This window comes from Mesoterricola sp. MK458 (assembly GCF_055384935.1).
This window is the reverse complement of sequence record NZ_AP045075.1, coordinates 2,187,295-2,214,194: the sequence shown is the minus strand read 5'-3', so window position 1 is coordinate 2,214,194 and position 26,900 is coordinate 2,187,295. Positions and strand designations below refer to the sequence as shown.

The window sequence follows — 26,900 nt, the reverse complement described above, 5'->3', positions numbered from 1 at the left end:
CCATCCACGCAGCAACCTCAAGGAGAACACCGTGAGCACGCACTCGAAATTCGCCAGACTGGTCACCGCCGCCGCGCTGGTCGTGGCCGGCGGCCTCGGTTCCGCGCTGACCGCCGCCGCACCCCGGGGCCCGCTGACCATCTGGATCAACGGCGACAAGGGCTACAAGGGCCTGCAGAAGGTGGGCGACGACTTCACGAAGAAGACCGGCATCAAGGTGATCGTCGAGCACCCCGAGGACGCCCCCGGCAAGTTCCAGCAGGCCTCCAGCGAAGGCAAGGGCCCCGACATCTGGATCTGGGCCCACGACCGCGTCGGCGAATGGATGGCGGGCGGCCTCCTGACCGAAGTGCGCCCCAACAAGAAGTTCAAGGACGGCATCGTGCCCATGGCCTGGGACGCCTTCACCATCCAGGGCAAGACCTGGGGCTACCCCCTGTCCATCGAGGCGGTGGGCCTCATCTACAACAAGAACCTGGTGCCCGTGCCCCCCAAGACCTGGGACGAGGTTTTCGCCATCGAGAAGAAGCTCAAGCCCCAGGGCAAGCACGCCATCCTCTGGGACTATAACAACACCTACTTCACCTTCCCCATGCTGCAGGCCAACGGCGGCTATGCCTTCAAGCGGCGCGCCGACGGCACCTATGACGAGACCGACACGGGCGTGAACAATGCCGGGGCCATCAAGGGCGCCGCCGTGCTGGACCGCCTCATCAAGGAAGAAGTCATGCCGCCAGAAGCCGGCTACGCCGACATGGAAGCCCAGATGGCCGCCGGCAAGATCGGCATGATGATCAGCGGCGCCTGGGCCTGGGACAACGTGGCCAAGGCCAAGATCAACTACGGCGTCGCCAAGCTGCCCATGGTCGATGGCAAGCCCTCCCGGCCCATGGTCGGCGTCACCGGCTGCATGATCCCCAAGGCGAGCAAGAACCCCGCCATCGCCAAGGAGTTCATCGAGAACTGGATGCTCACCCCCGAAGGCCTCAAGAAGATCAACGCCGACGTGGCCCTGGGCGCCCCCGCCAACATGGCCTTCTTCAACCAGCTCAAGGGCGATCCCCGGGTCCAGGCCACCATGGCCAGCGCCAAGGACGGCATCATCATGCCCAACAACCCCAAGATGGGCCGGTTCTGGGCCGCCATGCTGAGCGCCCTGGGCAGCATGACCGACGGCCGCCGGAGCCCCAAGGAAGCCATGGACGCCGCCGCCAAGCGGATCCTCGCCAAGTAGGCCCATCCAAGGGCGGGGGGCCCGGGGGCCTCCCGCCCGTTTCCGCGGAAGCGACGAAATGACCATTCCACCCGCCATCCGACGCAACCTGGGCCGAGCCTTCCTGGCCCTGCTCGTCGTCGCCGCGCTGTTCCTCGTCACCGTCATCTACGCGACGGGCGAGGTGCTCCTGGCCGGCACCTTCCTGGTCATCATCGCGCTCGCCGCCTGGCTCTACACCTCCCAGAAGACCTACGCGTACCGCTACCTGTTCCCGGGCATCGCCGCGGCCATCATCTTCGTGGTCTTCCCGGTGATCTACACGATCTTCATCAGCTTTTCCAACTACAGCTCCAGGAACCTCCTGGAGTTCCCCCGGGCCACCCAGTACCTGCTGGACCAGACCTACCCGGGGGAGAGCAACACCTTCAGCTTCTCCCTCTTCCCGGACGGCCCGAAGTTCCGGGCGCGGCTGGAGGACTCCGAAGGGGGCGCGGTGTACTTCACCCCGGCCTTCGCCATGCCGGGCGATGCCCCCGTGGAGGTCAAGGCCGGACCCGAGGCGGCCGCGGGGTTCACCCCGGGCGACCCGGTGGAGCTGGGGGACATCATCGCCCACGAGGAGAACCTCAAGAAGCTCACCATCGCCATGCCCAACGGCGCCAAGCTGGGCATGACCGGCCTCAGCGAATTCGCGGCGATGAAGCGCCTCTACGCGGCCCAGCCCGACGGCAGCCTCCTGAACAACCAGGACGGCACCGTCATCAAGCCCAACGTGCGCACCGGCTTCTACGAGACGGCGTCCGGGGAGAAGGTCCTTCCCGGGTTCCAGGTGAAGATCGGCTGGGACAACTACACGCGCATCTTCACCGATCCCAAGTACCGGGAGCCCTTCTTCCGGATCTTCATCTGGACCGTGGTCTTCGCGGGACTCTCCGTGCTCTTCTCCTTCTCCCTGGGCATGGTGCTGGCGGTGCTCCTGAACTGGGAGGCCCTGCGAATGCGCAGCTTCTACCGCCTCCTGCTGTTCCTGCCCTACGCGGTGCCGGGCTTCATCTCCATCCTGGTGTTCAAGGGGCTGTTCAACAACAACATGGGTGAGATCAACCTGATCCTGAACGCCCTGTTCGGCATCCGTCCGGGGTGGTTCTCCGACCCCTTCCTGGCGAAGGTGATGATCCTCATCGTCAACACCTGGCTGGGATTCCCGTACATGATGGTGGTGTGCATGGGCCTCATCAAGGCCATCCCCATGGACCTCTACGAGGCCTCCGCGGTGGCCGGGGCCGGTCCCCTCACCAATTTCTTCAAGATCACGCTGCCCCTGATCAAGCGGCCCATGCTGCCCCTGCTGATCTCGTCCTTCGCGTTCAACTTCAACAACTTCGTCCTCATCTCGCTGTTGACCGGCGGGCGCCCCGATTTCCTGGACACCACCATCCAGGCCGGCACCACGGACATCCTGATCTCCTACGTCTACCGGAACGCGTTCGTGGACTCCGGCCAGCAGTTCGGCCTCGGGGCCGCCATCTCCACGGTGATCTTCCTGCTGGTCGCCGGCATCACCCTCGTCCAGATCCGGTACACGAAGATCGCCGACGACGAGAAGCGTTGAGGAGGGAACCATGGCCATCGTAACCAACAAATCCCAGCGCTGGAGGGTGCTCGCCGCCCACGTGTTCCTCGTGTGCCTGTGCGCCCTGGTGATCTTCCCCTTCCTCCTGACCATCTCCATTTCGCTGCGGCCCGGCAACTTCGCCACCGGCCGGCTCATCCCGTCCGAGATCAGCTTCGAGCACTGGCGCTTCGCCCTGGGCCTGCCTTCCGTGGGCCCCGACGGCACCCTCGTGTATCCCGACCTGCCCGTGCTGCGCTGGCTCTGGAACTCCGTCCGGGTGGCCCTGGTGTCGGCCTGCATCGGGCTGCTGCTGAGCACCACCGCGGCCTACGCCTTCGCGCGCATGCGGTTCGCCGGGAAGAAGGCCGCCCTCACCGGCCTCATGCTCATGCAGATGTTCCCGTCGGTGCTGGCCCTGGTGGCCATCCACTCCATCTTCACCCGCATCGGCAACGCCTTCCCGCTGTTCGGCATGGACAGCCTCTGGTCCCTGGTCCTGGCGTATTCCGGCGGCATCGCCCTCCACGTCTGGACCATCAAGGGGTTCTACGAGACCATCCCCGCCGAGATCGAGGAGGCCGCCACCGTGGACGGCGCCACACCCTGGCAGGCCTTCTGGCGGGTGCTGCTGCCCATGGCCCTGCCCATCCTCATGGTGGTGTTCCTGCTGGCCTTCATCGGGGCGATCATCGAGTACCCGGTGGCCTCCATCCTGCTCCACTCCCAGAAGAACCTCACCCTGGCCGTGGGCGCCAACTCCTTCCTCTACCCCCAGAAGTACATGTGGGGGGACTTCGCCGCGGCGGCCATCCTCTCGGGCCTGCCCATCACCATCGTCTTCATGCTGGCCCAGAAAGGCCTGATCGCCGGACTCACCTCCGGCGGCACCAAGGGCTGATCCGGCCTTCCCCTTCACCCCTTCCGAGGGCCGTGCCCTCGACATCGAACCAGGAGCCCGACATGAGCATCCGTTCCACCCTCGTCAAGGTGTTCGCCGCCGTCGCGCTGGCCTTCGCCACCGTCTCGTCCGTCCAGGCCCAGGCCCCCGCCCCCGCCGCCGGGCCCAACATCACCATCCACTACCACCGCGTGGACGGCAACTACGAGAAGTGGGGCATCCACCTCTGGAAGAGCCCCAACATGCCCCTGGAGGGCGTGGAGTGGCCCACCCCCATGGTCCCCACCGGCAAGGACGCCTACGGCGTCTACTGGACCCGCGAGGCCGCCGAGTTCAAGACCCGCACCAAGATGGTCGTCAACTACATCATCCACAAGGGCGACATCAAGGAGCAGGGCGGCAAGGACATGAGCTTCGACGGCATGACCCACCAGGAGGCCTGGATCTGGGAGAACGACAGCAAGATCTACTTCTCCCTCGACGAGGTCAAGGCCGGCCACCCCGAGTACAAGCAGTAGCCATCCTGGGCGCCCGGGGCCGGTGGTGACCGGAAGGCCGCCACCGGCCCGGCCCCTTTTCACGACCAGCGAGCTTCCCATGACCCTGCGAACCACCTCCCTCGCGTTCCGGCTGTCCCTCGCGCTCTGCGGCGCCACCCTCGCGGCCCAGGGGGCCCCGGCCTCCGTGCCCGGGTCCTTCGCGGACAACCCCATCGTGTACTTCCTCATGACCGACCGGTTCCTGGACGGCGACCCCTCCAACAACGGCAGCTACGGCCGCAAGCGGGAAGTCCTGCCCAAGGACGATGTGGCCACCTTCCACGGAGGCGACCTCAAGGGCGTCACCCGGAAGCTCAAGGAAGGCTGGTTCCGGCAGCTGGGCGTCAACGCCCTCTGGATCACCGCTCCCTACGAGCAGATCCACGGCTGGGTGCAGGGCGGCAAGGCCGAGTTCAAGCACTACGCCTACCACGGCTACTACGCCCTGGACTACACGGTGCTCGACGCCAACATGGGCACCCCCGCCGACCTGAAGGAGATGATCGACACCGCCCACTCCCAGGGCATCCGCGTCCTCTTCGACATCGTCATGAACCACCCGGGCTACCTCGACCTGCAGACGGCCCGGGACCTGAAGGTGGACGTGCTCTTCGAGGGCTCGGAGAAGGCCACCCTGAGGAATTACCATAACTATATTGATTACAATAGTTTCAAATTCGCCGATTGGTGGGGCAGGGACTGGGTGCGGGCGGGGCTGCCCGGGTACCTGGACGGGGGCCGGGACGACCTCACCATGCAGCTGGCCTTCCTCCCCGATTTCTGCACCGAGAGCAAGGACGCCGTCAAGCTGCCCAAGTTCCTGAAGGAAAAGGCCGGCACCCGGGCCGTGGACCTGCCCGGCACCACCGTGCGCGGCTACCTGATCCACTGGCTCACCGACTGGGTGCGGACCTACGGCGTGGACGGGTTCCGCTGCGACACCGTCAAGCACGTGGAGCCCGAGGCCTGGGCGCAGCTCAAGGCGGAGGGCGTCAAGGCCCTGGCCCAGTGGAAGGCCGCGAATCCCGCCAGCCGCATCGACGACGCCCCCTTCTGGATGGTGGGCGAGTACTGGGGCGTGGGGCCCGCCAAGCACAAGATGCACAGCTTCGGCTTCGACGCGATGCTCAACTTCGACTTCCAGAACGACGAGGGGGAGTTCGCCAAGCCCGAGAAGCTCTTCGCGGGGTACGTCAAACTCCAGGCGGGAATGCCTGCGCACATGCTGAACTACCTTTCCTCCCATGATACGAAGCTCTTCGACCGGGACCGCCTGGTGGAGGGCGGCGCCGCCCTGCTGCTGGCCCCGGGTGGGGTGCAGATCTTCTACGGGGACGAGACCGCGCGGCCCGTGGGCTACGAACCGCGCACCGACTACCAGCAGGGAACGCGCTCGGACATGAACTGGGCCGCCCCGGACACCAAGGTGCTGGACCACTGGCGCAAGCTCGGAACCTTCCGCGCCCGCCACGTGGCCCTGGCCAAGGGGGTCCACAAGCAGCTGGGTTCCTCCCCCTACGCCTTCAGCCGCATCGACGCCGCCTCCGGGGACTGCGTGGTGGTGGCCATGGGCGCCAAGGGCGAGGCGACCATCCCCGTGGCGGGCGCCTTCCAGGACGGCGAGCGCCTCCGGGACGCCTATACGGGCCGCACCGCCACGGTGGCGGGAGGGGCCGTGAAGGTCCAGGCCGAAACCTATGTCCTGCTCGAGCGGGCCAACTAGCAAGGAAATCCACGATGGCTTCGAAACTACCTCAGGTCGCCTATTTCTGCATGGAATACGCCCTGGAGAGCTCCTTCAAGATCTATTCGGGCGGCCTGGGCATCCTCGCGGGCGACTATTTCAAGGGCGTCAAGGACCACGGCTTCCCCATGGTGGGCATCGGCATCCGCTGGAAGCAGGGCTACGGCGAGCAGCACGTGGATCCGGCCACCGGCAAGGTCTTCGACGCCTTCCGCACCGGCGACCACGGCTTCCTGGAGGACACCGGGGTCACCGTCAAGGTCGAGATCAAGGGCCGGCCCGTGCACGTCAAGGTCTGGAAGGTCACCTCCTACGGGGTGGACTCCCTGTACCTGCTGGACACGGACCTGGAGGCCAACGACGGCGAGGCCCGTTGGATCACGGGCCAGCTCTACGGCTGGTTCGGCGAGGAGCGGGTGGCCCAGGAGATGGTGCTGGGCATCGGCGGCGTACGGGCCCTGCAGGCCCTCAAGATCAAGCCCGACGTCTACCACTTCAACGAGGGCCACGCGCTGTTCGCCGGTTTCGAGCTCATCCGCCGGCGCATGGCCCGGGGCGCCGCTTTCAAGGATGCCCTGGCCCGCACCCGGGAGGAGGTGGTCTTCACCACCCACACGCCCATCGTCCAGGGCAACGAGTCCCATCCCATCGAGCGGTTCATGTACCTGGGCGCCAACCTGGGCCTGACGCGGGCCCAGCTCAAGCAGTTGGGGGGCTCACCCTTCAACATGACCGTAGGGGCCCTCCGCATGAGCCGCATCGCCAATGCCGTGGCCGAGCTCCACCGGGTCACCGCCAACGCGATGTGGAAGGGCGTCAAGGACCGCTGCGAGATCATCGGCATCACCAACGCCATCCACCAGGGCACCTGGGTGGACCCCAAGATGCTGGAACTGGCCGCCAAGGGGAAGAAGGACGCCCTCTGGCACCGCCACATGGAGAACAAGGGCCGGCTCATCGCCTTCGTGGAGGCGAGAAACGGCGTGAAGCTGGATCCCGACGCCCTCCTCATCGGCTTCTCCCGGCGCGCCGCGCCCTACAAGCGCTCCAACTTCATCTTCACCGACCGCGCCTTCATCGAGCCCCTGCTCAAGAGCGGCAAGGTGCAGATCGTCTTCTCCGGCAAGGCCCATCCCCTGGACGACAACGGGAAGGTCATCGTGGAGGACATCCTGGAGATGACGCGGCTGTACCCCGGGCGGGTGGTCTTCCTGGAGAACTACGACATGGAGATCGGCGCCCTGCTCACGCGCGGATCGGACGTCTGGCTCAACAACCCGCGGCGCCCCAAGGAGGCTTCGGGCACCTCGGGCATGAAGGCCGCCCAGAACGGCGTGCTCAACCTCTCCATCCTCGACGGCTGGTGGCCGGAAGCCTGCGACCACGGGAAGAACGGGTGGCAGTTCGGGGACGGTTTCGAGAGCGCCAAGGACGCCGTCCTCGACGCCCACGACTTCAAGGCCTTCCGGAAGGTCCTGGCCGAGGAGGTGCTGCCCACCTACTACGGCCACCGGGACCGGTGGGTCGACATGATGGTCCGTTCCATCCAGGACACCCGGGAGGCCTTCGGGGTCAAGCGGATGCTGGACGAGTACTACGCCCGGATGTACACGCGCCGCTAGACGCATAGGAGGCTGCCTTGGCCAGGAACCTGTTCTTCGTTTTGGCGGCGGCCTCGGCCCTGGCCTGGACCGGCTGCGGCGGCGGCGGGGGCGGCGCGACCCTGGCCGCGCCCGGTCCCACCATCGACGGCGACAGCGCCCAGTCGCCGCTGCCGGATGCCAATTACCACAAGATCCCCAGCACCGACCTGGGTGCCCGGGTGAGCGGAACGAGCGTCACTTTCAACTACTGGAACCCCACCGCCTCCTCGGTGTCGGTGAACCTCTACGCCAACTGGAACGATTCCCTGGGATCCCCGGCCGCCACGGTGAACCTCACCAAGGGCGCCCACGCCGTGTGGACCAGCGGCCCCATTCCCATCCCGGCCCAGCCCTACTACGTGTACAACGTTGCCGGCACCTACGTCCTGGACGCCTACGCCCCGTCCATGGCCCAGTGGGTGCACACGGGCACCGCCTCCATCGCCGGCGACACCAAGGGCAAGGGCGCCATCCTCGACCCCGCGGCCACCGGCCCCGACGGGGACTGGGCGCCCTATTCCGGATCCTCCGGCTACTTCGACGGCTCGGCCATGAAGGCCGCCGACGGCGCCGCCGCCCCCTACGCCTACGCCTCGGCCCGGGACGCCATCATCTACGAGGCCGGGGTGCGGGATCTCACCGTGGACCCCGTCCTCACCGGGTTCGCCGCGGGGCACACCTGGGGCACCTTCAAGGGGCTGGTGGACATGCTCCCCCACATCCAGAAGCTGGGCGTCACCCACGTGCAGCTGCTGTGCCCCCTGCAGAACTACAACTACGACCAGACCGCCATCGGCACCCGGGAGCTCGACCCCGCCAAGACCAGCGGCGCCAACTACAACTGGGGCTACGACCCCCAGAACTACTTCACCCCTTCGGGCATGTACTCGGCCAGCCCCTCCACCCCCGCGGCCCGCATCAACGAGCTCAAGACGCTGGTCAACGAGATCCACAAGGCCGGCATGGGCGTGATCCTCGACGTGGTCTACAACCACACCGCCAACAGCTCGGTCCTGGGCGACCTCTCGGGCACCAACTACTACTACCGCACCACCAGCAGGAACGGCGCCGGCAGCCAGGACGTCATGTCCGAGCACAAGATGGTGCGCAAGCTCATCGTGGATTCGGTGAAGCACTGGGTGAACACCTACCATGTGGACGGCTTCCGCTTCGACCTCATGGGGGTGATGGACACGGTGACCATCCAGGACGCCTACGCCGAGGCGGCCGCGGCCAACCCCAAGACCCTCTTCGTGGGCGAGGGCTGGACCGGGTTCTATTCCGGGGCCGCCACCGACTACAACGGTGATGCCATCGCCGGCGCGGACCAGACCCATGCGGCCGCCTTCGCCGGGAAGAACATCGGCATGTTCTCCGACGCCTACCGCCAGATCTTCAAGAACGGCTACCCCACCGACGGCGCCTCCGCCTTCCTCACGGGCACCGGCCAGTCCCTGGCGGGGCTGTTCGCCAACGTCTCCGGCAAGCCCACCAACTTCACGGCGCCTTCCACCAACAACGTGGTGAACTACCTCACCTGCCACGACAACCTCTGCTTCTACGACGTGCTGGTCTGCGCCACCAATGCCGCCAAGACCCAGGACGACGTCATCCTGCAGCGGGCCAAGGTGGGCTACGCGACCCTGCTCACCTCCCAGGGCATCGCCTTCCTCCACGCCGGGGACGAGATGTTCCGCACCAAGGAGACGACGGCCGGCAAGGGCGCCCCGAACACCAAGTCGAGCACCACCCGCACCTTCGTGGACAACTCCTACAACGCCTCGGACGCCGTGAACATGGTGGCCTGGTCCAACGTTTACGCGGGCGACCCCATCACCGGAGGCTTCGCCAACTACGCCGTCTCCCAGAACGGGTACAAGCTCTACGCCTACACCCAGGGCCTCATCGCCCTGCGCAAGCGCACGAACGCCTTCCGGCTTCCCGACGCCTACCTGGCGCCCAACCTCACCTCCATCCCCCCCGCCGGCGGCTCCACGACGGTCCTGGCCTTCGGGTACAAGGCCGTGTCCACCGACCTCACGGGGACCTACTACGTCTTCCACAACGCCGACACCTCGCCCCAGTCCTTCACCGCCGACGCGAGCCTCGCGGGCGCGACGCTGCTGGTGGACGGGGACTCGGCGGGGGTCACGGCCATTACCGCGTCCTCCACCGTGACGGTCAGCGGAGCCACGGTGACGCTTGCGCCCCTTTCCTCGGCGGTGTTCCGGTTCTGACCGGCAAGGGGCCGGCAGGAATTGCCCTGCGAACCCAGCAAAACCGTTAACCTTGATGCGCTTTCCGATATAATCGGAGTTCTGCCCTGGAGCACCGACCGTCTCCGGGGCATTTCAATTGGAGTCTTCATTGCGGCAGGATGTCCATCTGGTTCGTTTCCTTCGGGAGCAGGCCCCGGTGCGCGGGGAGAAGGTGGCCCTCAGGACCCACGGCGAAGGCCCCACGGTCACGTGGGCCGAGCTGGGCGCGCGCATGGACGGGATCGCCCGGGGCCTCGTGAAGCTCGGGCACAAGCCCGGCGAGATGGTGGGCCTTTGCGGTAGGAACATGCCGGAATGGACCCTTTCGGACCTGGGCATCCTGGCCGCCAGGGGCGTTCCCGTGCCGCTCTACCCCACCAGCAACCTGGACCAGGCGACCTTCATCCTCCGGGACGCGGGCATCCGGATCCTGTTCGCCGGGGAACAGCCCCAGGTGGACCTGGGGATCGAGCTCCTGGCCCAGGGCGAGATCGCGCATCTGGTGGCCCTGGACGCGTCGGTCGACCTGCGGGGCTGCCCCCAGGCGCTCACCCTCAAGGCGCTCATGGACCTGGGCGACGACCCGGCCACGGCGGTGGAGCTGGAGGCCCGCGTGGCGTCCTTCCGCATGGAGGACCTCTTCACCCTGGTGTACACCTCCGGCACCACCGGGGTCCCCAAGGGCGTGATGCTGGACCAGGCCAATATCGCCGCGGCCATGCGCCTCCACGACCTGCGGCTCAAGGTGGGGCCCGAGGACGTCTCGCTGTGCATGCTGCCCCTGTGCCACATCTTCGAGCGGGCCTGGACCGCGTACCTGCTGTACCGGGGCGCCGAGGTGGTGTACCTCCGGGATCCCCAGACCGTGGTGGCGGCCATCGGCGTGGTCCGCCCGACCCTGATGTGCTCGGTGCCCCGGGTCTACGAGAAGGCCTACGCCGGCATCCAGGCCCGCATGGCCAAGGCCGGGTGGCCCACCTCCGCGCTGTTCGAGTGGGCCATGGGCATCGGCCTGCGCGTGGTGCGGCTCCGCATCGAGGGGAAGGGTCCCGGGCTCTGGCTGGGGCTCCGCCACCGGGTGGCCGACCTCCTGGTGCTGCGCAAGATCCGCAACCTGTTCGGGGGCCGCTGCCGGTTCCTGCCGGTGGCCGGCGCCAGCCTCGCGGACGACGTGAACCTCTTCTTCCAGGCCGTGGGCCTCAGGCTCAAGTACGGCTACGGCCTCTCCGAGACCTGCGCCACCGTCTCCTGCTGGGAGGACGGTCCCATGCCCATCGGCACCATCGGCCGGCCCCTGGAGGGCCTGGAGGTGCGCCTGGGCGAGGAGAACGAGATCCAGGTCAAGGGGCCCACCGTGATGCGCGGCTACTACAAGCGTCCCGAGGAGACCGCCAAGGTGATGACCGAGGACGGCTTCCTGCGCACCGGTGACGCGGGCGGCATGGACGCCGAGGGCAACCTGATCTTCACGGAGCGCATCAAGGAGCTGATGAAGACCTCCAACGGCCAGTACGTCGCGCCCCAGAAGGTGGAAGGGACCCTGGCCAAGGACGCCTTCATCGAGCAGGTGGCCATCATCGCCGATTCGCGGAACTTCGTCTCGGCCCTCATCGTGCCGTATTTCGACCGCCTGGAGGAATACGCCCGGAGCGTCGGGGTGACGTACCGGAGCCCCGCGGAACTGCTCCGGGACAGCAAGGTGACCGCCTTTTTCGAAAGCCGGATCCTGGAGCTGCAGAAGGGCCTGGCGAAGTACGAGCAGGTGAAGAAGTTCACCCTGCTTTCGAGGCCCTTCTCCATGGACCTGGGCGAGCTCACGCCCACCCTCAAGCTCCGGCGCAAGTACATCGAGCAGGCCTTCCGGGCGGAGATCGAGGCGATGTACTCAGCCCTCCCGGGGCTCCCGGGGGCGCCTGAGGCCGGGAACTGAACGGAGGCCCGTGGCCTCGTCCACCGCGTCGATCCAGCCGGCCCGGGCATCCGGGAAGGCGTCGGCGTAGGGAACGTAGGGCTTGATGTCCAGGACCGGCGTGCCGTCCAGAAGGTCGACGTCCCCCAGGAGCAGGGTTCGGCCCTCCACGCCGCGCAGTTCCACGGCCGAGAGCCCGATGGCGTTGGGACGGTGGGGGGACCGGGTGGCGAACACGCCCCGCTTGACCCGGGGCCCCCGGGGGGGCTTCACGGTGGGGGCCCAGCCCTCGCTCTTGTGGAATGCGAAGATCACCCAGACGTAGGCGAACCCCTCCAGGTCGCGGAGGGTCTCCTCGGGCAGCCCCGGATCCAGTTCGAGGGTGGCCTGGCCGGCCACGCCGCCTTCGACCGTGGCCTGGTGGGGGGCGTCGATGCGCTGCCGGTGGGGCGAACGCAGCGTGCCGATGGGGTGGAAGGTGAAGGTCGTGGGGGTCATCCTGCCCAGCCTAGCAGGGAGTGCTATAGTCTCGGGGGGGCCGGATGAGAGCGGGAGCGTGGACGTTGTGCGTTCTGGCCGCCACGGCGGCGTGGGCCGCGGCGCCCCCCGCGCGCACGGTGAACGAACGGCTCGTGGAGCTCTCGGCGGTCCTGGGCTCCGGGTCGACTTCCAGCGACGCCGACCGCATCCGGGCCATCGAGGAGATCGCGGGTATGGGAACCACCAGCGGCCTGGCCTCGGGCCTGATCCTGGACCGGGCCAGCTTCCTGCTCGAGGAATCCCCCGCCGTGCGGGAAGCCGCGGCCCTGGCCGTGAAGAACGTCTGCGACCTGCGCAACCGGGCCTTCGCGCTCAGGCTCCGCCGGGTGGCCGACGCCACCCGCGAACCCGACGCCCGGGTCCGCATCGCCGCGCTGCGGAGCCTCGCGGCCTTCCAGTGCGCCGATGCCGCCGCCAGCGTCCTGGAGGCCACCGGCGAGGCCCGGGAGCCCGACGCCACGGTGCGGGAGGCGGCGAAGGAACTCGTGCGAAAGGGCCTCGCGGCGAACGCGTACTAGGAGGCTGTCCACGTATTACTCGGCCCCGCGACGGCGCCTGGAAGCCCGATTATCGAGCGCAAGACCCGCAGGAAATATGGGTCATATTTTCAAGGGGCTTGCACACGAGAAGCGGGCTTCCAGGCGCCGCCCTTCGGGTGATGGCAGCGGCCACGGCAATCCCGCGTTACGCTCGTCGAACGATTACCCGAATCGCTCTCCTCGCGTGCCTTGTCTTGCCATGGCCGGTGCCATCATCGCGGGGCCGAGGAATACGTGGACAGCCTCCTAAGGCTCCACGGGGTGCTCGCCCAGGAACCTGAAGAACGCCAGGTCCCAGGTGAGGATGTGGCTGGTGAGCCATTCGCCGAGGAACTTGCCCAGGCCCTCCGGGGGCACCAGGGACGGGTCCTGGTCGCGCAGCTCCCGGATGAACTTGACCCGCAGGAGGAGCCGTTCGTGCTCGAGGCGGTGGTCGGCGCGGGGGGGGAAGTCCGCGCGCACCATCAGGAATTCCTCGGTGACGAAGTGCTCCCGGGCGTAGTGTTCCAGGAAGGCGAGCATCTCGTCCATGCGCTGGGGGGCCAGGCCCGCCTCCAGGGCGCTGTCGAACGCGTTGATGGCGTCGAATAGGGCCTCGTGCTGGTGGTCCACCAGGGCGTGCCCGGTGGCGAACTGCCCGCCCCACTGGATTCGCATGGAACGCCCCCTTCTACTGGTGATCCGGTTGGATCATCCTCCCGGCAATGGGCCCGGATGTCTACCCTTCCACCTGGGAGGCCAGGCGGTCGGCCAGGTCCCCCGACAGCTCCAGCACGACGGCGAGCTCCTCCCGGCTGATGCCGTCCACGTGGATGCCGCAGGCCACACACACCGCCACGCCCAGGCGCGAGGCAAGCCGGGTGGCGAGGCTGCGGGCGAGGTCGTCCTCCCGGTGGCCCAGCACCGCCAGCACCGAGGTGGTCGCCCCGTCCCCCTTGGGCCTGGGCAGGCCCAGGGCCACGGCGCCGATGTGCTCCCGGTCGCCCCCGGCGAGGCTCACCGCCAGGTCCCGGCCCATGGCCACACAGGTCATCCGCAGGGCGACGCGGCCCCGGGAAGCGGTGAGCGTGATCGGCTCCATGGGTTCCTCCACGGTCCATGGTCCCGGCCGGGGACGCCGCCCGTCAAGTTCCGGGGCCGACACGGGCGGCGAAGTGTGGGACCATGGGGAGTATCCAACAGACAGGTGCCCATCGTGAGCGAATGGTTCGGCAAGCAGGTCTTCACCATCGGGATCATCGGGGGAGGGCGGGGCGGCCTCGGGCTGCTGAAGTTCTTCGGCAACAGCTCCGTGGGGAAGGTGGTCTTCGTGGTGGACCCCAACCCTTCCGCGCCGGCCATCGCGGAGGCCCGGCAGCGGGGCATCCGCGTCTTCCACGACGACGAGGAGGCCACCCGCGGCGACCTGCCCGGCTTCCTCTTCGACTCCAGCGGGGACGCCGACCTGGAGACCCGCATCCGCGCGCGGCTGCGGGGCACGACCACCATGTTCCTCACGTCCCTCACCAGCCGGATGATGGTGGAGGTCCTGGCGGAAAACGCGGCCCAGACCCGCGAGGACATCTCCCAGGTGGTTTCGACCATCAAGGACGACATCGCCTCCAGCCTGGACGCCAGCAACAGCATCGTGAGCCGCATCAATTCCATCATGTCCAACATGCAGATGCTGGCCCTGAACGCGAGCATCGAGGCCTCCAAGGCCGGGGTGCACGGCCGGGGGTTCACGGTGGTGGCCGACCACCTGGGCAAGTCGGTGGAGGCGGTGCGCAACCTCACCCAGGAAATCAACCACGTGAACCAGAACCTCACGTCGGTCTCGCACCGCAGCGACTCGGTGCTGGAGAGGCTGAAGTAGCTGCTAATATAATTCATTTCTTCATTTAGGGTGGCACGGGCGGTTACCATGGGCCCCGCCGAGGTGCCCCTTGGACCGCTTTGCCCCCACCCCTGCCGTCCGTGCGGAACGCCTCCGCGGGATGGGGTTCTGCGACCCCGCGGAGGTGGACCAGGTGGTGGAGGCCGTGGCGGCCTTCTGCGGCGCCCCGGCGCGCCTGGAGGTGCTGGAGGCGCCGGAGGCGGTGCCCGGGGAGCCCGGCCGCGGGGGGCGCTGGCTCCTGGGGCCCGGGCGCCGGGCCTGGGGCCTGTTGCGGGTGGACGGCCCCCTGGAGCCTAGGCACCGGGAGGGACTGGACCGGGCCGGGCGGCTCCTGGAGGGCATGGCGTCCCGGGCCCAGGCGCGCACGGAGCGGCGGGCCCGCTCCCGGGGCCCCGCGAGCGCCTCCTTCGTGCCCGGCCTGGTGCATGAACTGCGCAACGCGGCCTTCGGGTTCTCGGCGGTGCTGGACGCCTTCGAGGCGCGCTTCGCGGACCGGGAGGAGGCCCGCCGCTACGCCGGCGCCCTGCGCACCCAGCTGGAGCGGCTCGCGGGGTTCATCGACGAGCTCAACGCCTTCGGGGAGACGGTCCCTGCGGTCCTGGCGCCCTTGCCGCTGGCCCAGGTGCTGGGCGAGGCGGTGGCCACGTGCCAGCCCTTCGCCCGGGACCTCGGACGGGAGCTCCGGCTGGCGTGGACGGGGCCGCCGGTGCAGGTCCTGGCCGATGGCGCGGGCCTCCGCGGGGCCTTCGTGTCCCTCCTGCGCTGGGCCCTGGGGCAGGGCCCGGGCCTGCCCGTGGTCCTGGAGGCGGGGCCCGGGGCCGCGGGCCACGTGGACGGTCCCGGGGCCGGGGACCTGGACCCGGGGCGGATCTTCGAACCTTTCTACTTCCGGGGCTCCGGCATGGGGCGCCTGGCCCTTCCCGTGGCCCGCCGGGTGCTGGAGGCCCATGGCGGCGCCCTCTCCGCGGCCCCGGGTCCCGGCGGCGCGCTCCGCATCGCCTTCACCCTTCCCAGCCTCTGAGGCCCCATGTCCAAGCCGAAGATCCTCGTGGTGGACGACGAAGGCGCGGTGCGCTTCGCCCTGCGCGATTTCCTGGAGTTCCGCGGGTTCACCGTGGACGAGGCCGCCACCTGCCGGGAGGCGGAAACCCGCTACCGCAAGGACGTGTACGACGCGGTGACCCTGGACTACGCCCTTCCCGACGGCAACGCGCTGGACCTGCTGCCCCGCCTCAAGGCGATCGACGCCAGCGTGCCCATCATCCTCGTCACCGCCCAGGGCAGCATCGAACTGGCGGTGCGGGCCATCCAATTGGGGGCGGAGCAGTTCCTGGTCAAGCCCGTGGACCTGGGGGCCCTGCAGGTGGTGCTGGAGCGGGTCCTGGAGAACCAGCGCAACCGCCGCAACAAGGTGGCCACCGACACCCGCGACAAGCCCCAGCGCGCCCTGGACCTCTTCCTGGGCAGCAGCGGGGCCATCCGCAGGCTGGAGGAACAGGCGGCCCGGGCCGCGGCGGCGGAGAGTCCCATCCTCATCCAGGGCGACACGGGCACGGGCAAGAGCGAGCTGGCCCGGTGGCTGCACCGCCACAGTTCCCGGGGCCTGGAGCCCCTGCTGGAGCTCAACTGCGGGGGGTTCACGCGGGAGTTCCTGGACACCGAGCTCTTCGGGCACGAGAAGGGCGCCTTCACGGGGGCCGTGGCCGCCAAGGTGGGCCTGCTGGAGGCCGCCAACCGCGGCACGGTCTTCCTGGACGAGCTGGGCGACATGGACCTGCAGATCCAGCCCAAGCTGTTGAAGGCCCTGGAGGAGAAGCGCTTCCGGAGGCTGGGCGAGGTGCACGACCGGAAGGTGGACTTCCGGCTCATCGGCGCCACCCACCGGAACCTGGAGGCCCTGGTGCAGGAGCGGCTCTTCCGGGCCGACCTGTTCTACCGGGTCAGCGCCATCCAGATCACCGTGCCCCCCCTGTCCGAACGCGCAGAGGACATCCCGGACCTGGCCCAGAACCTCCTGGGCCGGATCACCGAGGAGTGGGGCCGCGAGCCCGTCCGGCTCAGCCGCGAGGCCCTGGGCGTGCTCCAGCGCCACGGCTGGCCCGGCAACATCCGGGAGCTGCGCAACGTCCTGGAGCGGGCCCTGCTGGGGGCCCGGACGCTCCTCATCGAGTCCGTGGACCTGGACTTCGCTTCCAGCCCCCGGGCCGGCGCCGGCGCCCTTTCCTCCCGGATGACGCTCAAGGAGATGGAGAAGGTGCTCATCCTCCAGGTGCTGAACGAGGAGGGGGGCCGGGTGGAGGTGGCGGCCCGGCGCCTGGACATTCCCAGGAGCACGCTTTACCAGAAGATCAAGGCGCTGGGCCTGTGAGGCGGGGAGGGGAAATTTTCTTCGGCGGCGCTTGCGTTTCGCTTTTTTTGCGCTACATTGATGTTCTAACAAGGAGAACCGATGTCCATCGCCCAAGCCCTCCTCCCTGAGTTTGAACATGAGATCGCCGGCGTGCGCCGGGTGCTCGAGCGGATCCCCGTGGAGCACCTGGATTACCGCCCCCACCCGAAGTCCATGACCCTCGGCGAGTTGGCCAACCATCTGGCGTCCATCCCCGGGTGGGTGGACAGCACCCTGTCCCGCACGGAACTGGATTTCGCGGCGCCGGAGACCCGGGCCCTCATGCCCAAGCCCAGCACCACCGTGGAGGGTCTGCTCGGCACCCTGGACGCCGGCAAGGAGCGGGCCTCCAAGGCCCTTGCCAAGGCCACCGACGCGGATTTCCAGGTGACCTGGAGCGGGAAGGCCGAGGGCAAGGTGCTTTTCGCCATGCCCCGCATCGCGGTCCTCCGGGGGTTCGTGCTGAACCACGCGATCCATCACCGGGCCCAGGCCACGGTCTACCTGCGCATGCTGAACGTGCCGGTGCCGTCCCTGTACGGCCCCTCGGCGGACGAAGCCTGATCCGGGAACCGGACGGGAAAACCGAAGGCCGTTCCTTCCGAACGGGCGATCAGTCGCCCCGCAGCACGTCCATGGGCTTGGCCTGCAGGGCCCGGTAGCTGCCGGCCAGGCCCACGGCGGCGGTGAGCGCCGCGGCCACCAGCACCAGGGGCAGGGCGGTGATGGGGTCGGGCGCCACGTCCAGTTGGAGAACCCGCGCGCTGTAGGCCCGGGCCAGCCACCAGGCCAGGACTCCGGCGCTCAGGGCCGCGCTGCCACCCAGGATCAGGAATTCCCAGGCCAGGCTGGCCAGGAGCGTGCCGTGGCTTGCCCCCAGGGTGCGCAGGAGGGCGAGGTCCCGCTGGCGGCCCAGGCGGCCGGCCAGGAGGCTGGCGGCCAGCACCAGCAGCGCGGAAGCGAGCATGAGGCCCGAAAGGGCCCGGGTCACCAGGCCCACCAGGTCCAGGACCTTGCCCACCCGTTCCACGATCTCGCCCACGTCGATGGTGCTGATGTTGGGAAAGCGCCGGGCCGCCTCGTTCTGCAGCGCGGCCCGGGCCGGGGCGCGGTCCACCTCCGCGGCCATGATCCACACGGCGGGGGCGCCCCGCAGAAGGGACGGGTGGACCACGATGAAGAAGTTGATCTGGAAGCTCTGCCACACCACGTGCCGCAGGCTGGTGACCCGACCGCGCACCTCCGTGCCGGCCACGTCGAAGACCAGTTCGTCCCCCACCTTCGCGCCGATCTGCCGGGCGAAGCCCTCCTCCAGGCTCACCTCGTCCCGGGGGCCGGCCCCGGGCTGGGTGTCGTCCGGCCAGAAGGCCCCCTGGGTGACGGTCTCGGATTCCCGGAGGCGGGAACGCCAGGTGAGGTTCTGCTCCCGGCGCTGCATGGAGCGGGCCTCGCCACCCCCATCCGCCACGGGATGGCCGGCGATGGCGGTGAGCCGCGCGCGCACCATGGGGGCCTCCATGGGCTCGAAGCCGCTGGCGGTGCGGGCCAGGCCGCGCATGGCGTCCACCTGGTCCCGCTGCACGTCCACGAAGAAGAGGTTGGCCCGCTTCCCGTCCCCCTTCCGGCTGGCCAGGGGCCGCACCAGGTCGTCCTTCACGAACTGCGTGGCGAGGACGAGGAAGACGGACAGCCCGATGACGGCCATGAGCAGCGAACCCAGGGCGGGCCGCGCGCCCATCTGGCCCAGGGCCAGCTTGAGGGGCAACGGGAGGGTGGCGGCGCCGCGCCGGTAGAGGAAAAGCAGCAGGCGGAAGCCGGCGAGCAGGACCCCGAAGAGAACCGCCATGCCCGCCGCGGTGGCGAACCCCACCCGAAGGGAGGGGGCGTTCAGCACGACCAGCGCACAGGCTAGGCTTCCCGCGCCCGCGCCGCAGGCCAGGGCGAGGGCCCGGCCTTCCCGGGACTCCGGCCCCTCCCGCAGGAGGAGCAGGGGACTGACCCGAGCCAGCCGCGCGAGGGTCGGCAGGGTCACCAGGACCAGCATGAGCACGGCCGCCGCCGTTTCGGCCACGGGCAGGGCGGGCGCCTGGCCCTGGCGGATGGCCTGGGGGATGAGGTCGCCCAGGAGGCCGGGCAGGATCCGCCCCGCGGCGGATCCGGCGGCCAGGCCCAGCCCCAGGGCGAGCGCCACCAGGACCGCAGCGATGAGCGCGAAGATCGCCGCGGGCGCGCCGGGCGGGGCCCCCAGGCACCGGAGGATGGCGGCGTCCCGTTCGCGGCCCTTGAGGTAGGCGGCGAGGATGGCCCAGGCCCCCAGGCAGGAGAGGAGCAGGGTGAACAGGCCCAGCTGGCGGATGAAGAGGTTGGTGTTCCGGATGGGCTGGGCCAGGGCGGTGGCCGCCTCCTCGTGGGTCTGGACCCGCAGGCCCCGGGGCAGGGTGGCCCGCAGGCGCTCGGCAGCCCGGGCCGGGGAGGTCCCGGGTTCCAGGTTCAGGAGCAGGCGCGAGGTGAAGCGGGCCCGGGGCGAAAGAAGTCCCACCCGCCGGGCGGTGGCCGCGCCCAGGTAGAGTCGCGGCCCCAGGGCGAAGGCGGACGCCTGGCGCGTGTCGTCCTGGCCGACGATGCCCTGGACGGGCACCACGCCGTCACCCAGGCGCAGCCCGCGCCGCTGCTCCAGGAGCTGCTCCCCGGCCATGCCGGGCGCGGCCGGGCGCAGGCCCCAGGCCTGGGCGAGGCCCGGATCCACCAGCACGCCCCACGGCTCCCCGCCTTCCCGGGGTGGCTCCACCGCCAGGCGGCCCGCCAGCGGGTAGCCCGCCTCGATGGTCCGCACCTCCACCAGGCGGGAGACCGTGTCCGCCGCCGGTCCCGTGGACGTCATGGTGGGAAAGTCGCTCACCAGGCTGCGTTGCCCGCCCAGGGCCCCGGCCCGCTGCAGGGCCTCCCCGGGCATGGCGCCCCGGGCGGTGACCACCAGGTCCGCGCCCAGCATGGACCTGGATTCCGAGGCGATGCCCCGCAGCACCCGGTCCGAGAACCCGTACGTCGCGAAGAAGGCCGCGAAGCCCGCGGCGATGCAGAGGGCGATGAGCAGGAGCCGGCCCTTCTGGTTGCGCAGCTCCCGCAGGGCGCTGCGCAGCACGAACCCGGTCAAGGCCGCACCGCCGGGTCCGCCATGCGGCCCCGTTCGAGGATCAGCCGGGTGGCCAGCCGTTCCGCGAGGTGCGGATCGTGGGTCACCATCACCAGGGTGGTGCCCAGGTCCCGGTGCAGGTCCATGATCAGGTCGAACACGTGGCCGGCGTTGCGGGGGTCCAGGGAGCCCGTGGGCTCGTCGCAGAGCAGGATGGGGGGGCGGGCCACCATGGCGCGGGCGATGGCCACCCGCTGGCACTCGCCGCCGCTGAGCTGGCCGGGCAGGTGGCCCATGCGCTCGGCCAGGCCCACCCGGTCCAGGGCCTCCCGGGCCCGGGCCTGGGGATAGGCCAGACCTGCGATCTCGGCGCCGATGCAGACGTTCTGCAGGGCCGAGAAGTGGGGCAGGAGGTGAAAGGCCTGGAAGACGAAGCCCAGGTTCCGGGCCCGGAAGGCCGACAGCTCCCGTTCGCCCAGGTGGTCGATGCGCCTTCCCGCCACCCGCACCTCCCCGGAGGTGGGCCGCTCCAGGCCCGCAAGGATGGCCAGCAGGGTGCTCTTCCCGCTGCCGCTGGGGCCCTGGACCGCCAGGGAGCCGCCCGCGGGAAGCTGGAAGTGGAGGTCCTCCAGGACGGTGAGCCGTTCGCCGCCGGGGGCCGTGAAGGTCTTGGTGAGGCCGGAGAGCTCGATCATCGGTCAAGATTAACCGGTACAATGGCCCCCATGCGCTGCTTCCCGCACCTGGCCGCCCTGGCCGCCCTGGCGGCCCCCATCCATGCCCAGCCGACGCTGGTCTTCCTGGGGGACAGCCTCACGGCGGGCCTGGGCCTGGACCGGTCCCAGGCCTTCCCGAGCCTGATCGAGGCCCGCCTGCGCAAGGCCGGCCTGGACTGGAAGGTGGTGAACGCAGGGGTGAGCGGGGACACCTCCGCCGGCGCCCGGGCCCGCCTGGACTGGATCTACCGGAGCAAGGTGGACCTCCTGTTCGTGTGCATCGGCTCCAACGACGGCCTGCGCGGCCTGCCCCCCGCGGAGATGGAGCGCAACCTCCGGGCCATCCTGGACCGGGCCCGGGCGGAGGGCACCCGCGTGGTGCTGGCCGGGGCCATGGTGCCCGACAACTACGGCCGCGCCTACCAGCGGGCCTTCGCGGACATCTTCCCGCGCCTGGCCAAGGCCTACCGGGTGCCCTTCCTTCCCTTCCTGCTGGAAGGCGTGGCCCTGCGGCCCGAACTCAACCAGGACGACGGCATCCACCCCAACCCCGCCGGGGCTCGGAAGGTGGCCGACAACGTGTGGAAGGTGCTGGAGCCGAGCCTCAGGGCCGCGCCCCGAGCTTCGAGGTAAGGTCCAGGAAGGCCGCCAGGGCCTTCTGCACGTCCGCGGCGGTCCTGGGGTCCTGGGGAACGCCGTCGGCGTCCAGGTTCCGGTCCGCCAGGGGCACGGTGATCCCCGCGGGCAGGGCCATGGCGCCCAGGTTGGCCAGCGTCGCCCGCCACTGCATCTGGGCCCGGGCGCCCCCGAAGGCGCCGGGGGAGGCCGACGCCAGCAGCACCGGCAGCCCCCTGAAGGGCGTGGGGGTCATGGTGGAGGCCCAGTCCACGGCGTTCTTGAGGTGGGCGGGGATGCCGGCGTTGTATTCCGGCGAGACGATGACGAGCCCCTGGGCGTCGGCGATCAGGGCGTGCAGGGCCACGGCCTCGGGGGGCGGCGGGGCGTCGGCGTCGTAGAGGGGGATGCGGAGCTCGTGCCCCGAGGCGATGCGCACCTTGGGGCCCAGGGCCATGATGCTGCGGGCCAGGTGGCCCAGGAGTTTGAGGTTGAGGGATTCCTTCCGGAGACTTCCGCCCATGATCGCGATCTTCACGGCCACCTCCCGGGTACACCAGAGAGTGTGACTAGAATCGGCCCGCCATGGAATGGGCGTACCCGGTGAGTTCCACGTAGGCGTCCCCGGCCTCCACGCCCCGGGCGTCCAGCACCCGGCAGGCCCCTTCCCAGTAGGTGATCCGCGTGCCCTGGCGGGTGCGGAGCTCCTGGGCGGGCACCAGCGGCGCCAGGGTCCAGGTCTCGCCGAAGGCCTCCAGGCGCAGGGGGAGGGGGTAGGTGGCGCCGGAGGCGGGGCTACGCCAGGCGCCGCCCAGGAGGCGGAAGCTCCGGGTGGCGCGCCGGAGCCGGCCCGAGGCGTCCACCTCCGAGACCAGGGACCAGGGATCCTGGGAACCGTCGTCCCGGCGCAGCCGGTACATCATGAGGCTGCGGCCGTCCCGCAGCTGGATCCCGGCCCAGTCCCAGCCCACCTGGCCCCGGGAGAGCTGGCTGGAGCTGAACTCGTGGTCCATCCAGGAGGTGCCGTGGAGCGTCTCGGAAACGGGGCCCTTGAGGCTCCCCCGGGTCGCCAGGCGCGGGAAGGTGACGTAGTGGCTGGCGGCGGCGGGATCGTCGCCCTTGCGCACGACGCCGTCCTCGCCGAACACCACCGGGGGCCCCGGCGCCTCCAGGTCCAGGGCCAGGTCCGCGTCCCCCACGGTGAAGGCCAGGCGGATGGTGCCGCCCTCCATGCGGGCCGTCCACGAGGCGTTGCGCAGGTCCAGGCGGCCCTCGGCGGCGGAGGCCGGGATGCCCTCGCGGTTCAGGCGCTCGTCGAAGCGGAAGGCGCCCCTGGACACGTCGGTGAGGGCGGCGTGGGCCAGGTGGATCTGGTCGGTGCGCCAGGCCCCGCTGCCCCGCCAGGCCCCCGCGGGCAGGGCCTCCCGGAAGAACGTGAGCTGGTAGCCGTAGCGCCTGGCGCCGTCGGCGCTCCACAGGTTGCCCGTGAAGTACCACCACTCCGTGGCGAAGGCCGGATGGGAACCGTGGTCCCGGGGGAACCGGAAGACGCGGCCGGGGAGGGCCGGCTGGAAAGGCTGCGCGGCGAGGAGGGCGGAAAGGACCAGGGCGGCCAGCTTCACGAGGCGCCCTCCTCGGCCTGGCGGTCCGCGGGGAGCCGCGCCGCCCAGCGCGCCACGGGCAGCTGCGCCGCCGCCGCGAAGAGCAGGCACAGGCCCATGAGCCCGCCCAGGAAGGCCCACGGCAGGTGGTAGGCCAGGGTCCACCCGAACGCCTGGGGGTTGAGCACCTGCACCAGGATCCGCGACAGGAGGAGCCCCAGCCCCAGGCCGCCCAGGCACCCCGCCAGGGCCACGCCGCAGCCCTCCCCCAGCAGCACCGCCGCGACGGCGGCGTCGCCGGCCCCCAGGGCCCGCAGGGTCCAGATGTCGCCCCGGCGCGCCAGGGCGAGGCCGGCCAGGGATTGCAGGAGACCCGCCAGGGCCACCGCGAGCCCGATGACCTCCAGGGCATAGGTGATGGCGAAGGTCTGGTGGAAGATGCGCTCCACCTGGGTCCGCAGGGCGGCGTTGGAACGCACCAGGAGGCCCGGGTGGGCCGCGGCCAGGCGCCGCGCCGCCTCCTCCGCGCCCGCCCCGGGTCGCAGGTACAGCGCCAGGCTCGCGGCCCGGTCATCCCCCACCCAGGCCAGGAAGACGGGGCGGTCCAGGATGAGGCTTCCGCGCTCGTTGCCGTAGTCCCCGTAGATGCCCCGCAGCGTGGCGACGCGTCCGGGGGCCAGCTGCAGCACGTCGCCCACACGCGCCCCGAAGCGCCGGGAGAAGGTCTCGCTGGCCACGGCCCCGGGATCGCCCAGGCCGTCGCGGTGGATGCGGGAGAGCACGGCCGCGCTGGGGCCGCCGTGGATCATGGGCAGGCGCCCCCGCGTGCCCAGCACCTGGAAGTCGCCGGTGGCGAGGGTGGTGATCTGGCCGCGGAAGGTGAAGGGCACGGCCTGGTAGCGGTCCATGGCCGCCACGTCCGGGTCGGCCTGGAGGGCCTCGGCCTCGGCCGGGGGGATGCGGTGGCGGGATCCCGCGCCGCCGGAGCCCAGGGGCGCCACGTAGAGGTCCGCCCGGAGGCTGTCGCCGACCCAGCCTTCCACGGTGGCCTCGAAGCTGCGCACCATCACCCCCATGCCCACGGTCATGCCCACCGCCACTGCGAGGGCGGCCGCCGCGAACCCGTGGCGCCCGGTGGGATGGGCCAGGGGCCGCAGAGCCAGCCTCAGGCCCCAGGCGCGCGCGCCGCGCCCCGGAAGGGCGATGAGCGGCAGGAGGGCCAGGGTCGCGAGGCTGCCGCCGAAAAGCACCAGGGCCGAACCCAGGTAGGCGTGCCAGAGGGTGCCCTGGGCCAGGCGCGGCAGGAAGGCGGCGGCAAGCCCGGCTCCCAGGATCAGCAGGCCCGAAAGGGACAGGGCCTTCCAGCGCATGGGGCGCGCCGCGGCGCCCCGCGCCAGGAGCTGCACCGGCGGCGTGGCCGCGGCGCGCCGGGCCGGGACCCACGCCGCCAGGAGGCAGGTGAGGATCCCCAGGACGAAGGCGGCCGCCGCCTCCTGGGCGCCCAGGGCCGCATGGCGGGCGGAAGCCGACCCGTACAGCGCCTCCATGGTGCGGGCCACGAAACGCACCGCCCCCTGGGCCCCGGCCCAGCCCAGGCCGATGCCCAGGAGGCTGCCGAGGCCGCCCAGGATGGCCGCCTCCGCCAGGACGAACCCCAGGATGCGTCCCCGGGGGCAGCCCAGGGCCTGCAGGAGGGCCCAGGTCTCCCGCCGGCGGTTGACCGCGGCGTCGAAGGCCTGGAAGAGCAGGTAGGCTCCCACCGCCAGGGCGATGAGGGAGAGCACCGTGAGGTTCATGCGGAAGGCTCCGCTCATGGCCCGGGCGCTGCTGGCGCGCTGTTCGGCGGCCTCCAGCGTCCACCCCGGGGGCAGGGCCGCGGCGATGCGGGCGGCGGTGGCGGTCCTCCCGGGGAGGAACCCCAGGTCCAGGCGGTCCAGCTGCCCCGGCCTGCGCAGGAGGACCTGGGCGGCGGGCAGGTCCATCACCAGGAGGTTGCGCTGCACCGGAGGGCGCTCGGGCACCTCGGGAATCCGGCCCGCCACGCGAAGCGTCGCGGGGCGACCGTCCACGAACCCCGCCAGTTCCGGCCCCGCCTCCAGGGCCCTGGACGCCAGCACGGATCCGGGATCCAGGAGGCCCTCCTCCAGGCGCCCTCCGCCGCCGCCCAGGCCCACCAGGTCCGTGGCCAGGATCTGGAAGGTCTCCGGTCCCCGGGGGCCGGTGAGGCAGAAGCTCCCCTCCAGCACTGGGCGGATCCACACGGCGTCCCGCAGGGGCTCCAGCGCGCGGAGCCCGGCCTCGGGCAGGGGCCCGAAGGGGGCCTTCACCGTGTATTCCGCGCCGGTGCCCACGCCCTGGGCGAACCCCTCGAAGCTGGCCACCGCGGCGCGGTTGGCGAGGCGGATGGCCAGGAACACCGACACGCCCAGGGACACGGCCAGCACGGCCAGGAAGGCCCGGCCCGCCTCCAGGCGCAGGGGGCGCCACACGAGGCGGGCGTGGAGGCCCGTCACGTCGCGGGGTCCAGGATGCGGCCGTCCTTCATGCGCACCACCCGGTGGCACATGGAAGCCGCGGCGTCCGAGTGCGTCACCATGACCAGGGCCGCGCCCTCCCGCTCCGTGAGGGCGGCCAGCAGGTCCAGGACGCGCTCCCCGGTGCCGCTGTCCAGGTTGCCGGTGGGCTCGTCGGCCAGCAGGAGCGCGGGCCTGGCGGCCAGGGCGCGGGCCACGGCCACCCGCTGCATCTCCCCGCCCGACATCTCCCGGGGCCAGGCCGAGGCCCGGTCCCCCAGTCCCACGGCCTCCATGAGGCTTGCCACCCGGTCCTCCACTGCGGGCCGGGCCCATCCCAGGAGCTGGAGGGGCAGTTCCACGTTCTCCCGCGCCGTGAGGGTGGGCACCAGGTGGAAGAACTGGAAGACCGTGCCCAGGGATTCCCGGCGGAGCCTCGCCAGCCGCGCCGGGGAGGCCGCGGCCAGGTCCTCGCCCCGGAAGAGGGTGCGCCCCTCGTCGGGGCGGTCCAGGCCGCCCAGGAGGTTCAGGAGGGTGGTCTTTCCGCAGCCGGAAGGGCCCAGGAGCGCCACGCGCTCCCCCTGCTCCACGGCCAGGTCCAGGTCCTTCAGGACCCAGCGCGCGTCGTAGCGCTTGCCGACCCCGCGGGCCTCCAGGAGCATGCTAGGAGGCGGCTTTGTAGGTGATGGTGTAGACCACGGGCCGGGGCAGCTTGGCGCTGGTCACCGTGACCGTAAGGGTCATCGTCCGGCTGGCGGGATCCAGGTGGAAGACGTTGGTGCGCTCCCCGTCCTCGGCCTTGTAGCGCTGCACCAGGTCGTCCTTGTCGGCGGCGGCGGAAATGAGGAACTTGTCGCCGTCCTCGCGCTTCCAGGGCACCGCGGCGCCGTTGGCCGGCATGTGCTGGGGGGCCCGCAGGTCGTAGGTGATGACGTATTCGCCCGGGGTGCGCTCGAGGCGGATGGCCTGGTAGACCGGGTTGGTCTTGCGGAGCCGGGACCGGGCGATGGGCCGGGTCACGAAGTTCATGGGGGCCGTGGCGGCCTCGATGATCGCCGGTACGTCCGGGGCGCCGGCCAGGGTCCAGTGGCCCAGGGGGGCCTGGGCCGCCAGGGGGAGGGCGAGGAGGAAAGGCAGGGCTTTCACGGGGGGGCCT

General features: G+C 70.4%; 24 protein-coding genes. 14 read left to right on the top strand and 10 right to left on the bottom strand.

Going from position 1 to position 26,900, the window contains the following annotated elements:
* The first annotated feature begins 31 nt into the window (after positions 1 to 31).
* The 8 genes from malE to ACZ5LB_RS09715 all read left to right on the top strand — a co-directional run bounded on the left by malE (position 32) and on the right by ACZ5LB_RS09715 (position 11,843).
* Positions 32 to 1,234 carry a maltose/maltodextrin ABC transporter substrate-binding protein MalE gene (gene malE / locus ACZ5LB_RS09750; RefSeq protein WP_464606004.1) on the top strand — a complete coding sequence of 401 codons (1,203 nt, stop codon included), beginning with the start codon at positions 32 to 34 and terminating at the stop codon, positions 1,232 to 1,234.
* A 58-nt stretch (positions 1,235 to 1,292) separates the two neighbouring features.
* Positions 1,293 to 2,828, top strand: coding sequence for a maltose ABC transporter permease MalF (malF, locus tag ACZ5LB_RS09745; RefSeq protein ID WP_464606002.1), 1,536 nt, complete (start codon positions 1,293 to 1,295; stop codon positions 2,826 to 2,828).
* Between the two features lie 10 nt (positions 2,829 to 2,838).
* A complete protein-coding gene (malG, locus tag ACZ5LB_RS09740) occupies positions 2,839 to 3,729 on the top strand; it encodes a maltose ABC transporter permease MalG (RefSeq protein WP_464606001.1) in 891 nt (296 codons plus the stop codon).
* Positions 3,730 to 3,791: 62 nt separating this feature from the next.
* The gene (locus ACZ5LB_RS09735) at positions 3,792 to 4,247 is read left to right on the top strand and encodes a pullulanase-associated domain-containing protein (RefSeq protein ID WP_464606000.1); all 456 of its coding nucleotides are present in this window, start codon (positions 3,792 to 3,794) and stop codon (positions 4,245 to 4,247) included.
* 79 nt (positions 4,248 to 4,326) lie between these two features.
* Positions 4,327 to 5,991 carry an alpha-amylase family glycosyl hydrolase gene (locus ACZ5LB_RS09730; RefSeq protein ID WP_464605999.1) on the top strand — a complete coding sequence of 555 codons (1,665 nt, stop codon included), beginning with the start codon at positions 4,327 to 4,329 and terminating at the stop codon, positions 5,989 to 5,991.
* 14 nt (positions 5,992 to 6,005) lie between these two features.
* The gene (glgP, locus tag ACZ5LB_RS09725) at positions 6,006 to 7,634 is read left to right on the top strand and encodes an alpha-glucan family phosphorylase (protein WP_464605998.1); all 1,629 of its coding nucleotides are present in this window, start codon (positions 6,006 to 6,008) and stop codon (positions 7,632 to 7,634) included.
* A 17-nt stretch (positions 7,635 to 7,651) separates the two neighbouring features.
* Positions 7,652 to 9,892, top strand: coding sequence for an alpha-amylase family glycosyl hydrolase (locus ACZ5LB_RS09720; protein WP_464605997.1), 2,241 nt, complete (start codon positions 7,652 to 7,654; stop codon positions 9,890 to 9,892).
* Between the two features lie 130 nt (positions 9,893 to 10,022).
* Complete coding sequence (locus ACZ5LB_RS09715; RefSeq protein WP_464605996.1) at positions 10,023 to 11,843, top strand: AMP-dependent synthetase/ligase; 1,821 nt, start codon at positions 10,023 to 10,025, stop codon at positions 11,841 to 11,843.
* Here ACZ5LB_RS09715 and tsaA read toward each other — a convergent pair.
* Positions 11,799 to 12,320, bottom strand: coding sequence for a tRNA (N6-threonylcarbamoyladenosine(37)-N6)-methyltransferase TrmO (gene tsaA, locus ACZ5LB_RS09710; RefSeq protein ID WP_464605995.1), 522 nt, complete (start codon positions 12,318 to 12,320; stop codon positions 11,799 to 11,801). The genes ACZ5LB_RS09715 and tsaA overlap by 45 nt on opposite strands.
* A 44-nt stretch (positions 12,321 to 12,364) precedes the next feature.
* Between tsaA and ACZ5LB_RS09705 the strand changes: the two genes are divergently transcribed.
* Positions 12,365 to 12,880, top strand: coding sequence for a hypothetical protein (locus ACZ5LB_RS09705; RefSeq protein ID WP_464605994.1), 516 nt, complete (start codon positions 12,365 to 12,367; stop codon positions 12,878 to 12,880).
* Positions 12,881 to 13,147: 267 nt separating this feature from the next.
* Here ACZ5LB_RS09705 and ACZ5LB_RS09700 read toward each other — a convergent pair whose 3' ends face one another.
* Both ACZ5LB_RS09700 and ACZ5LB_RS09695 read right to left on the bottom strand, forming a co-directional pair.
* Positions 13,148 to 13,558, bottom strand: a complete 411-nt coding sequence (locus ACZ5LB_RS09700; protein WP_464605993.1) for a bacteriohemerythrin — start codon at positions 13,556 to 13,558, stop codon at positions 13,148 to 13,150.
* Positions 13,559 to 13,619: 61 nt separating this feature from the next.
* Positions 13,620 to 13,982 carry a proteasome assembly chaperone 4 family protein gene (locus ACZ5LB_RS09695; RefSeq protein WP_464605992.1) on the bottom strand — a complete coding sequence of 121 codons (363 nt, stop codon included), beginning with the start codon at positions 13,980 to 13,982 and terminating at the stop codon, positions 13,620 to 13,622.
* Positions 13,983 to 14,096: 114 nt separating this feature from the next.
* On the opposite strand from ACZ5LB_RS09695, the gene ACZ5LB_RS09690 reads away from it, so the two are divergent.
* The 4 genes from ACZ5LB_RS09690 (at position 14,097) to ACZ5LB_RS09675 (ending at position 17,730) form a co-directional block, all read left to right on the top strand.
* Positions 14,097 to 14,756, top strand: a complete 660-nt coding sequence (locus ACZ5LB_RS09690; protein WP_464605991.1) for a methyl-accepting chemotaxis protein — start codon at positions 14,097 to 14,099, stop codon at positions 14,754 to 14,756.
* 70 nt (positions 14,757 to 14,826) lie between these two features.
* Positions 14,827 to 15,798 (top strand): sensor histidine kinase, encoded by a 972-nt coding sequence (locus tag ACZ5LB_RS09685; protein ID WP_464605990.1) that lies wholly within the window; start codon positions 14,827 to 14,829, stop codon positions 15,796 to 15,798.
* Between the two features lie 6 nt (positions 15,799 to 15,804).
* Positions 15,805 to 17,145, top strand: a complete 1,341-nt coding sequence (locus ACZ5LB_RS09680) for a sigma-54-dependent transcriptional regulator (protein WP_464605989.1) — start codon at positions 15,805 to 15,807, stop codon at positions 17,143 to 17,145.
* A gap of 81 nt (positions 17,146 to 17,226) precedes the next feature.
* Positions 17,227 to 17,730, top strand: coding sequence for a DinB family protein (locus ACZ5LB_RS09675; protein WP_464605988.1), 504 nt, complete (start codon positions 17,227 to 17,229; stop codon positions 17,728 to 17,730).
* A 49-nt stretch (positions 17,731 to 17,779) separates the two neighbouring features.
* Here ACZ5LB_RS09675 and ACZ5LB_RS09670 read toward each other — a convergent pair whose 3' ends face one another.
* Together ACZ5LB_RS09670 and ACZ5LB_RS09665 are read right to left on the bottom strand one after the other, a co-directional pair.
* Positions 17,780 to 20,320, bottom strand: coding sequence for an ABC transporter permease (locus ACZ5LB_RS09670; protein ID WP_464605987.1), 2,541 nt, complete (start codon positions 20,318 to 20,320; stop codon positions 17,780 to 17,782).
* Positions 20,317 to 20,994, bottom strand: a complete 678-nt coding sequence (locus ACZ5LB_RS09665; RefSeq protein ID WP_464605986.1) for an ABC transporter ATP-binding protein — start codon at positions 20,992 to 20,994, stop codon at positions 20,317 to 20,319. Before ACZ5LB_RS09665 ends, ACZ5LB_RS09670 begins: the two co-directional genes overlap by 4 nt.
* Before the next feature lie 30 nt (positions 20,995 to 21,024).
* On the opposite strand from ACZ5LB_RS09665, the gene ACZ5LB_RS09660 reads away from it, so the two are divergent.
* Entirely contained in the window at positions 21,025 to 21,648 is a 624-nt protein-coding gene (locus tag ACZ5LB_RS09660) for an arylesterase (RefSeq protein WP_464605985.1), read from the top strand.
* Here the strand turns inward: ACZ5LB_RS09660 and ACZ5LB_RS09655 are convergent.
* Genes ACZ5LB_RS09655 through ACZ5LB_RS09635 form a run of 5 tightly spaced genes read right to left on the bottom strand, consistent with a single transcriptional unit; the run spans position 21,620 to position 26,890 of the window.
* A complete protein-coding gene (locus tag ACZ5LB_RS09655; RefSeq protein ID WP_464605984.1) occupies positions 21,620 to 22,168 on the bottom strand; it encodes an NADPH-dependent FMN reductase in 549 nt (182 codons plus the stop codon). The two genes, ACZ5LB_RS09660 and ACZ5LB_RS09655, sit on opposite strands and share 29 nt — an antisense overlap.
* A gap of 31 nt (positions 22,169 to 22,199) precedes the next feature.
* Positions 22,200 to 23,252 carry a lipocalin-like domain-containing protein gene (locus ACZ5LB_RS09650; protein ID WP_464605983.1) on the bottom strand — a complete coding sequence of 351 codons (1,053 nt, stop codon included), beginning with the start codon at positions 23,250 to 23,252 and terminating at the stop codon, positions 22,200 to 22,202.
* Positions 23,249 to 25,744 carry an FtsX-like permease family protein gene (locus ACZ5LB_RS09645; protein WP_464605982.1) on the bottom strand — a complete coding sequence of 832 codons (2,496 nt, stop codon included), beginning with the start codon at positions 25,742 to 25,744 and terminating at the stop codon, positions 23,249 to 23,251. Before ACZ5LB_RS09645 ends, ACZ5LB_RS09650 begins: the two co-directional genes overlap by 4 nt.
* Positions 25,741 to 26,406, bottom strand: a complete 666-nt coding sequence (locus ACZ5LB_RS09640; RefSeq protein ID WP_464605981.1) for an ABC transporter ATP-binding protein — start codon at positions 26,404 to 26,406, stop codon at positions 25,741 to 25,743. Before ACZ5LB_RS09640 ends, ACZ5LB_RS09645 begins: the two co-directional genes overlap by 4 nt.
* 1 nt (position 26,407) lies before the next feature.
* Positions 26,408 to 26,890 (bottom strand): hypothetical protein, encoded by a 483-nt coding sequence (locus tag ACZ5LB_RS09635; protein ID WP_464605980.1) that lies wholly within the window; start codon positions 26,888 to 26,890, stop codon positions 26,408 to 26,410.
* Between the last annotated feature and the right edge of the window lie 10 nt (positions 26,891 to 26,900).

Bases quoted from the DNA above. Each gene is read 5' to 3' on its own strand.
- malF (WP_464606002.1), top strand. From the start codon at position 1,293: ATGACCATTCCACCCGCCATCCGACGCAACCTGGGCCGAGCCTTCCTG.
- malG (WP_464606001.1), top strand. From the start codon at position 2,839: ATGGCCATCGTAACCAACAAATCCCAGCGCTGGAGGGTGCTCGCCGCC.
- ACZ5LB_RS09735 (WP_464606000.1), top strand. From the start codon at position 3,792: ATGAGCATCCGTTCCACCCTCGTCAAGGTGTTCGCCGCCGTCGCGCTG.
- ACZ5LB_RS09730 (WP_464605999.1), top strand. From the start codon at position 4,327: ATGACCCTGCGAACCACCTCCCTCGCGTTCCGGCTGTCCCTCGCGCTC.
- glgP (WP_464605998.1), top strand. From the start codon at position 6,006: ATGGCTTCGAAACTACCTCAGGTCGCCTATTTCTGCATGGAATACGCC.
- tsaA (WP_464605995.1), bottom strand. From the start codon at position 12,320: ATGACCCCCACGACCTTCACCTTCCACCCCATCGGCACGCTGCGTTCG.
- ACZ5LB_RS09705 (WP_464605994.1), top strand. From the start codon at position 12,365: ATGAGAGCGGGAGCGTGGACGTTGTGCGTTCTGGCCGCCACGGCGGCG.
- ACZ5LB_RS09700 (WP_464605993.1), bottom strand. From the start codon at position 13,558: ATGCGAATCCAGTGGGGCGGGCAGTTCGCCACCGGGCACGCCCTGGTG.
- ACZ5LB_RS09695 (WP_464605992.1), bottom strand. From the start codon at position 13,982: ATGGAGCCGATCACGCTCACCGCTTCCCGGGGCCGCGTCGCCCTGCGG.
- ACZ5LB_RS09680 (WP_464605989.1), top strand. From the start codon at position 15,805: ATGTCCAAGCCGAAGATCCTCGTGGTGGACGACGAAGGCGCGGTGCGC.
- ACZ5LB_RS09675 (WP_464605988.1), top strand. From the start codon at position 17,227: ATGTCCATCGCCCAAGCCCTCCTCCCTGAGTTTGAACATGAGATCGCC.
- ACZ5LB_RS09665 (WP_464605986.1), bottom strand. From the start codon at position 20,994: ATGATCGAGCTCTCCGGCCTCACCAAGACCTTCACGGCCCCCGGCGGC.
- ACZ5LB_RS09660 (WP_464605985.1), top strand. From the start codon at position 21,025: ATGCGCTGCTTCCCGCACCTGGCCGCCCTGGCCGCCCTGGCGGCCCCC.
- ACZ5LB_RS09640 (WP_464605981.1), bottom strand. From the start codon at position 26,406: ATGCTCCTGGAGGCCCGCGGGGTCGGCAAGCGCTACGACGCGCGCTGG.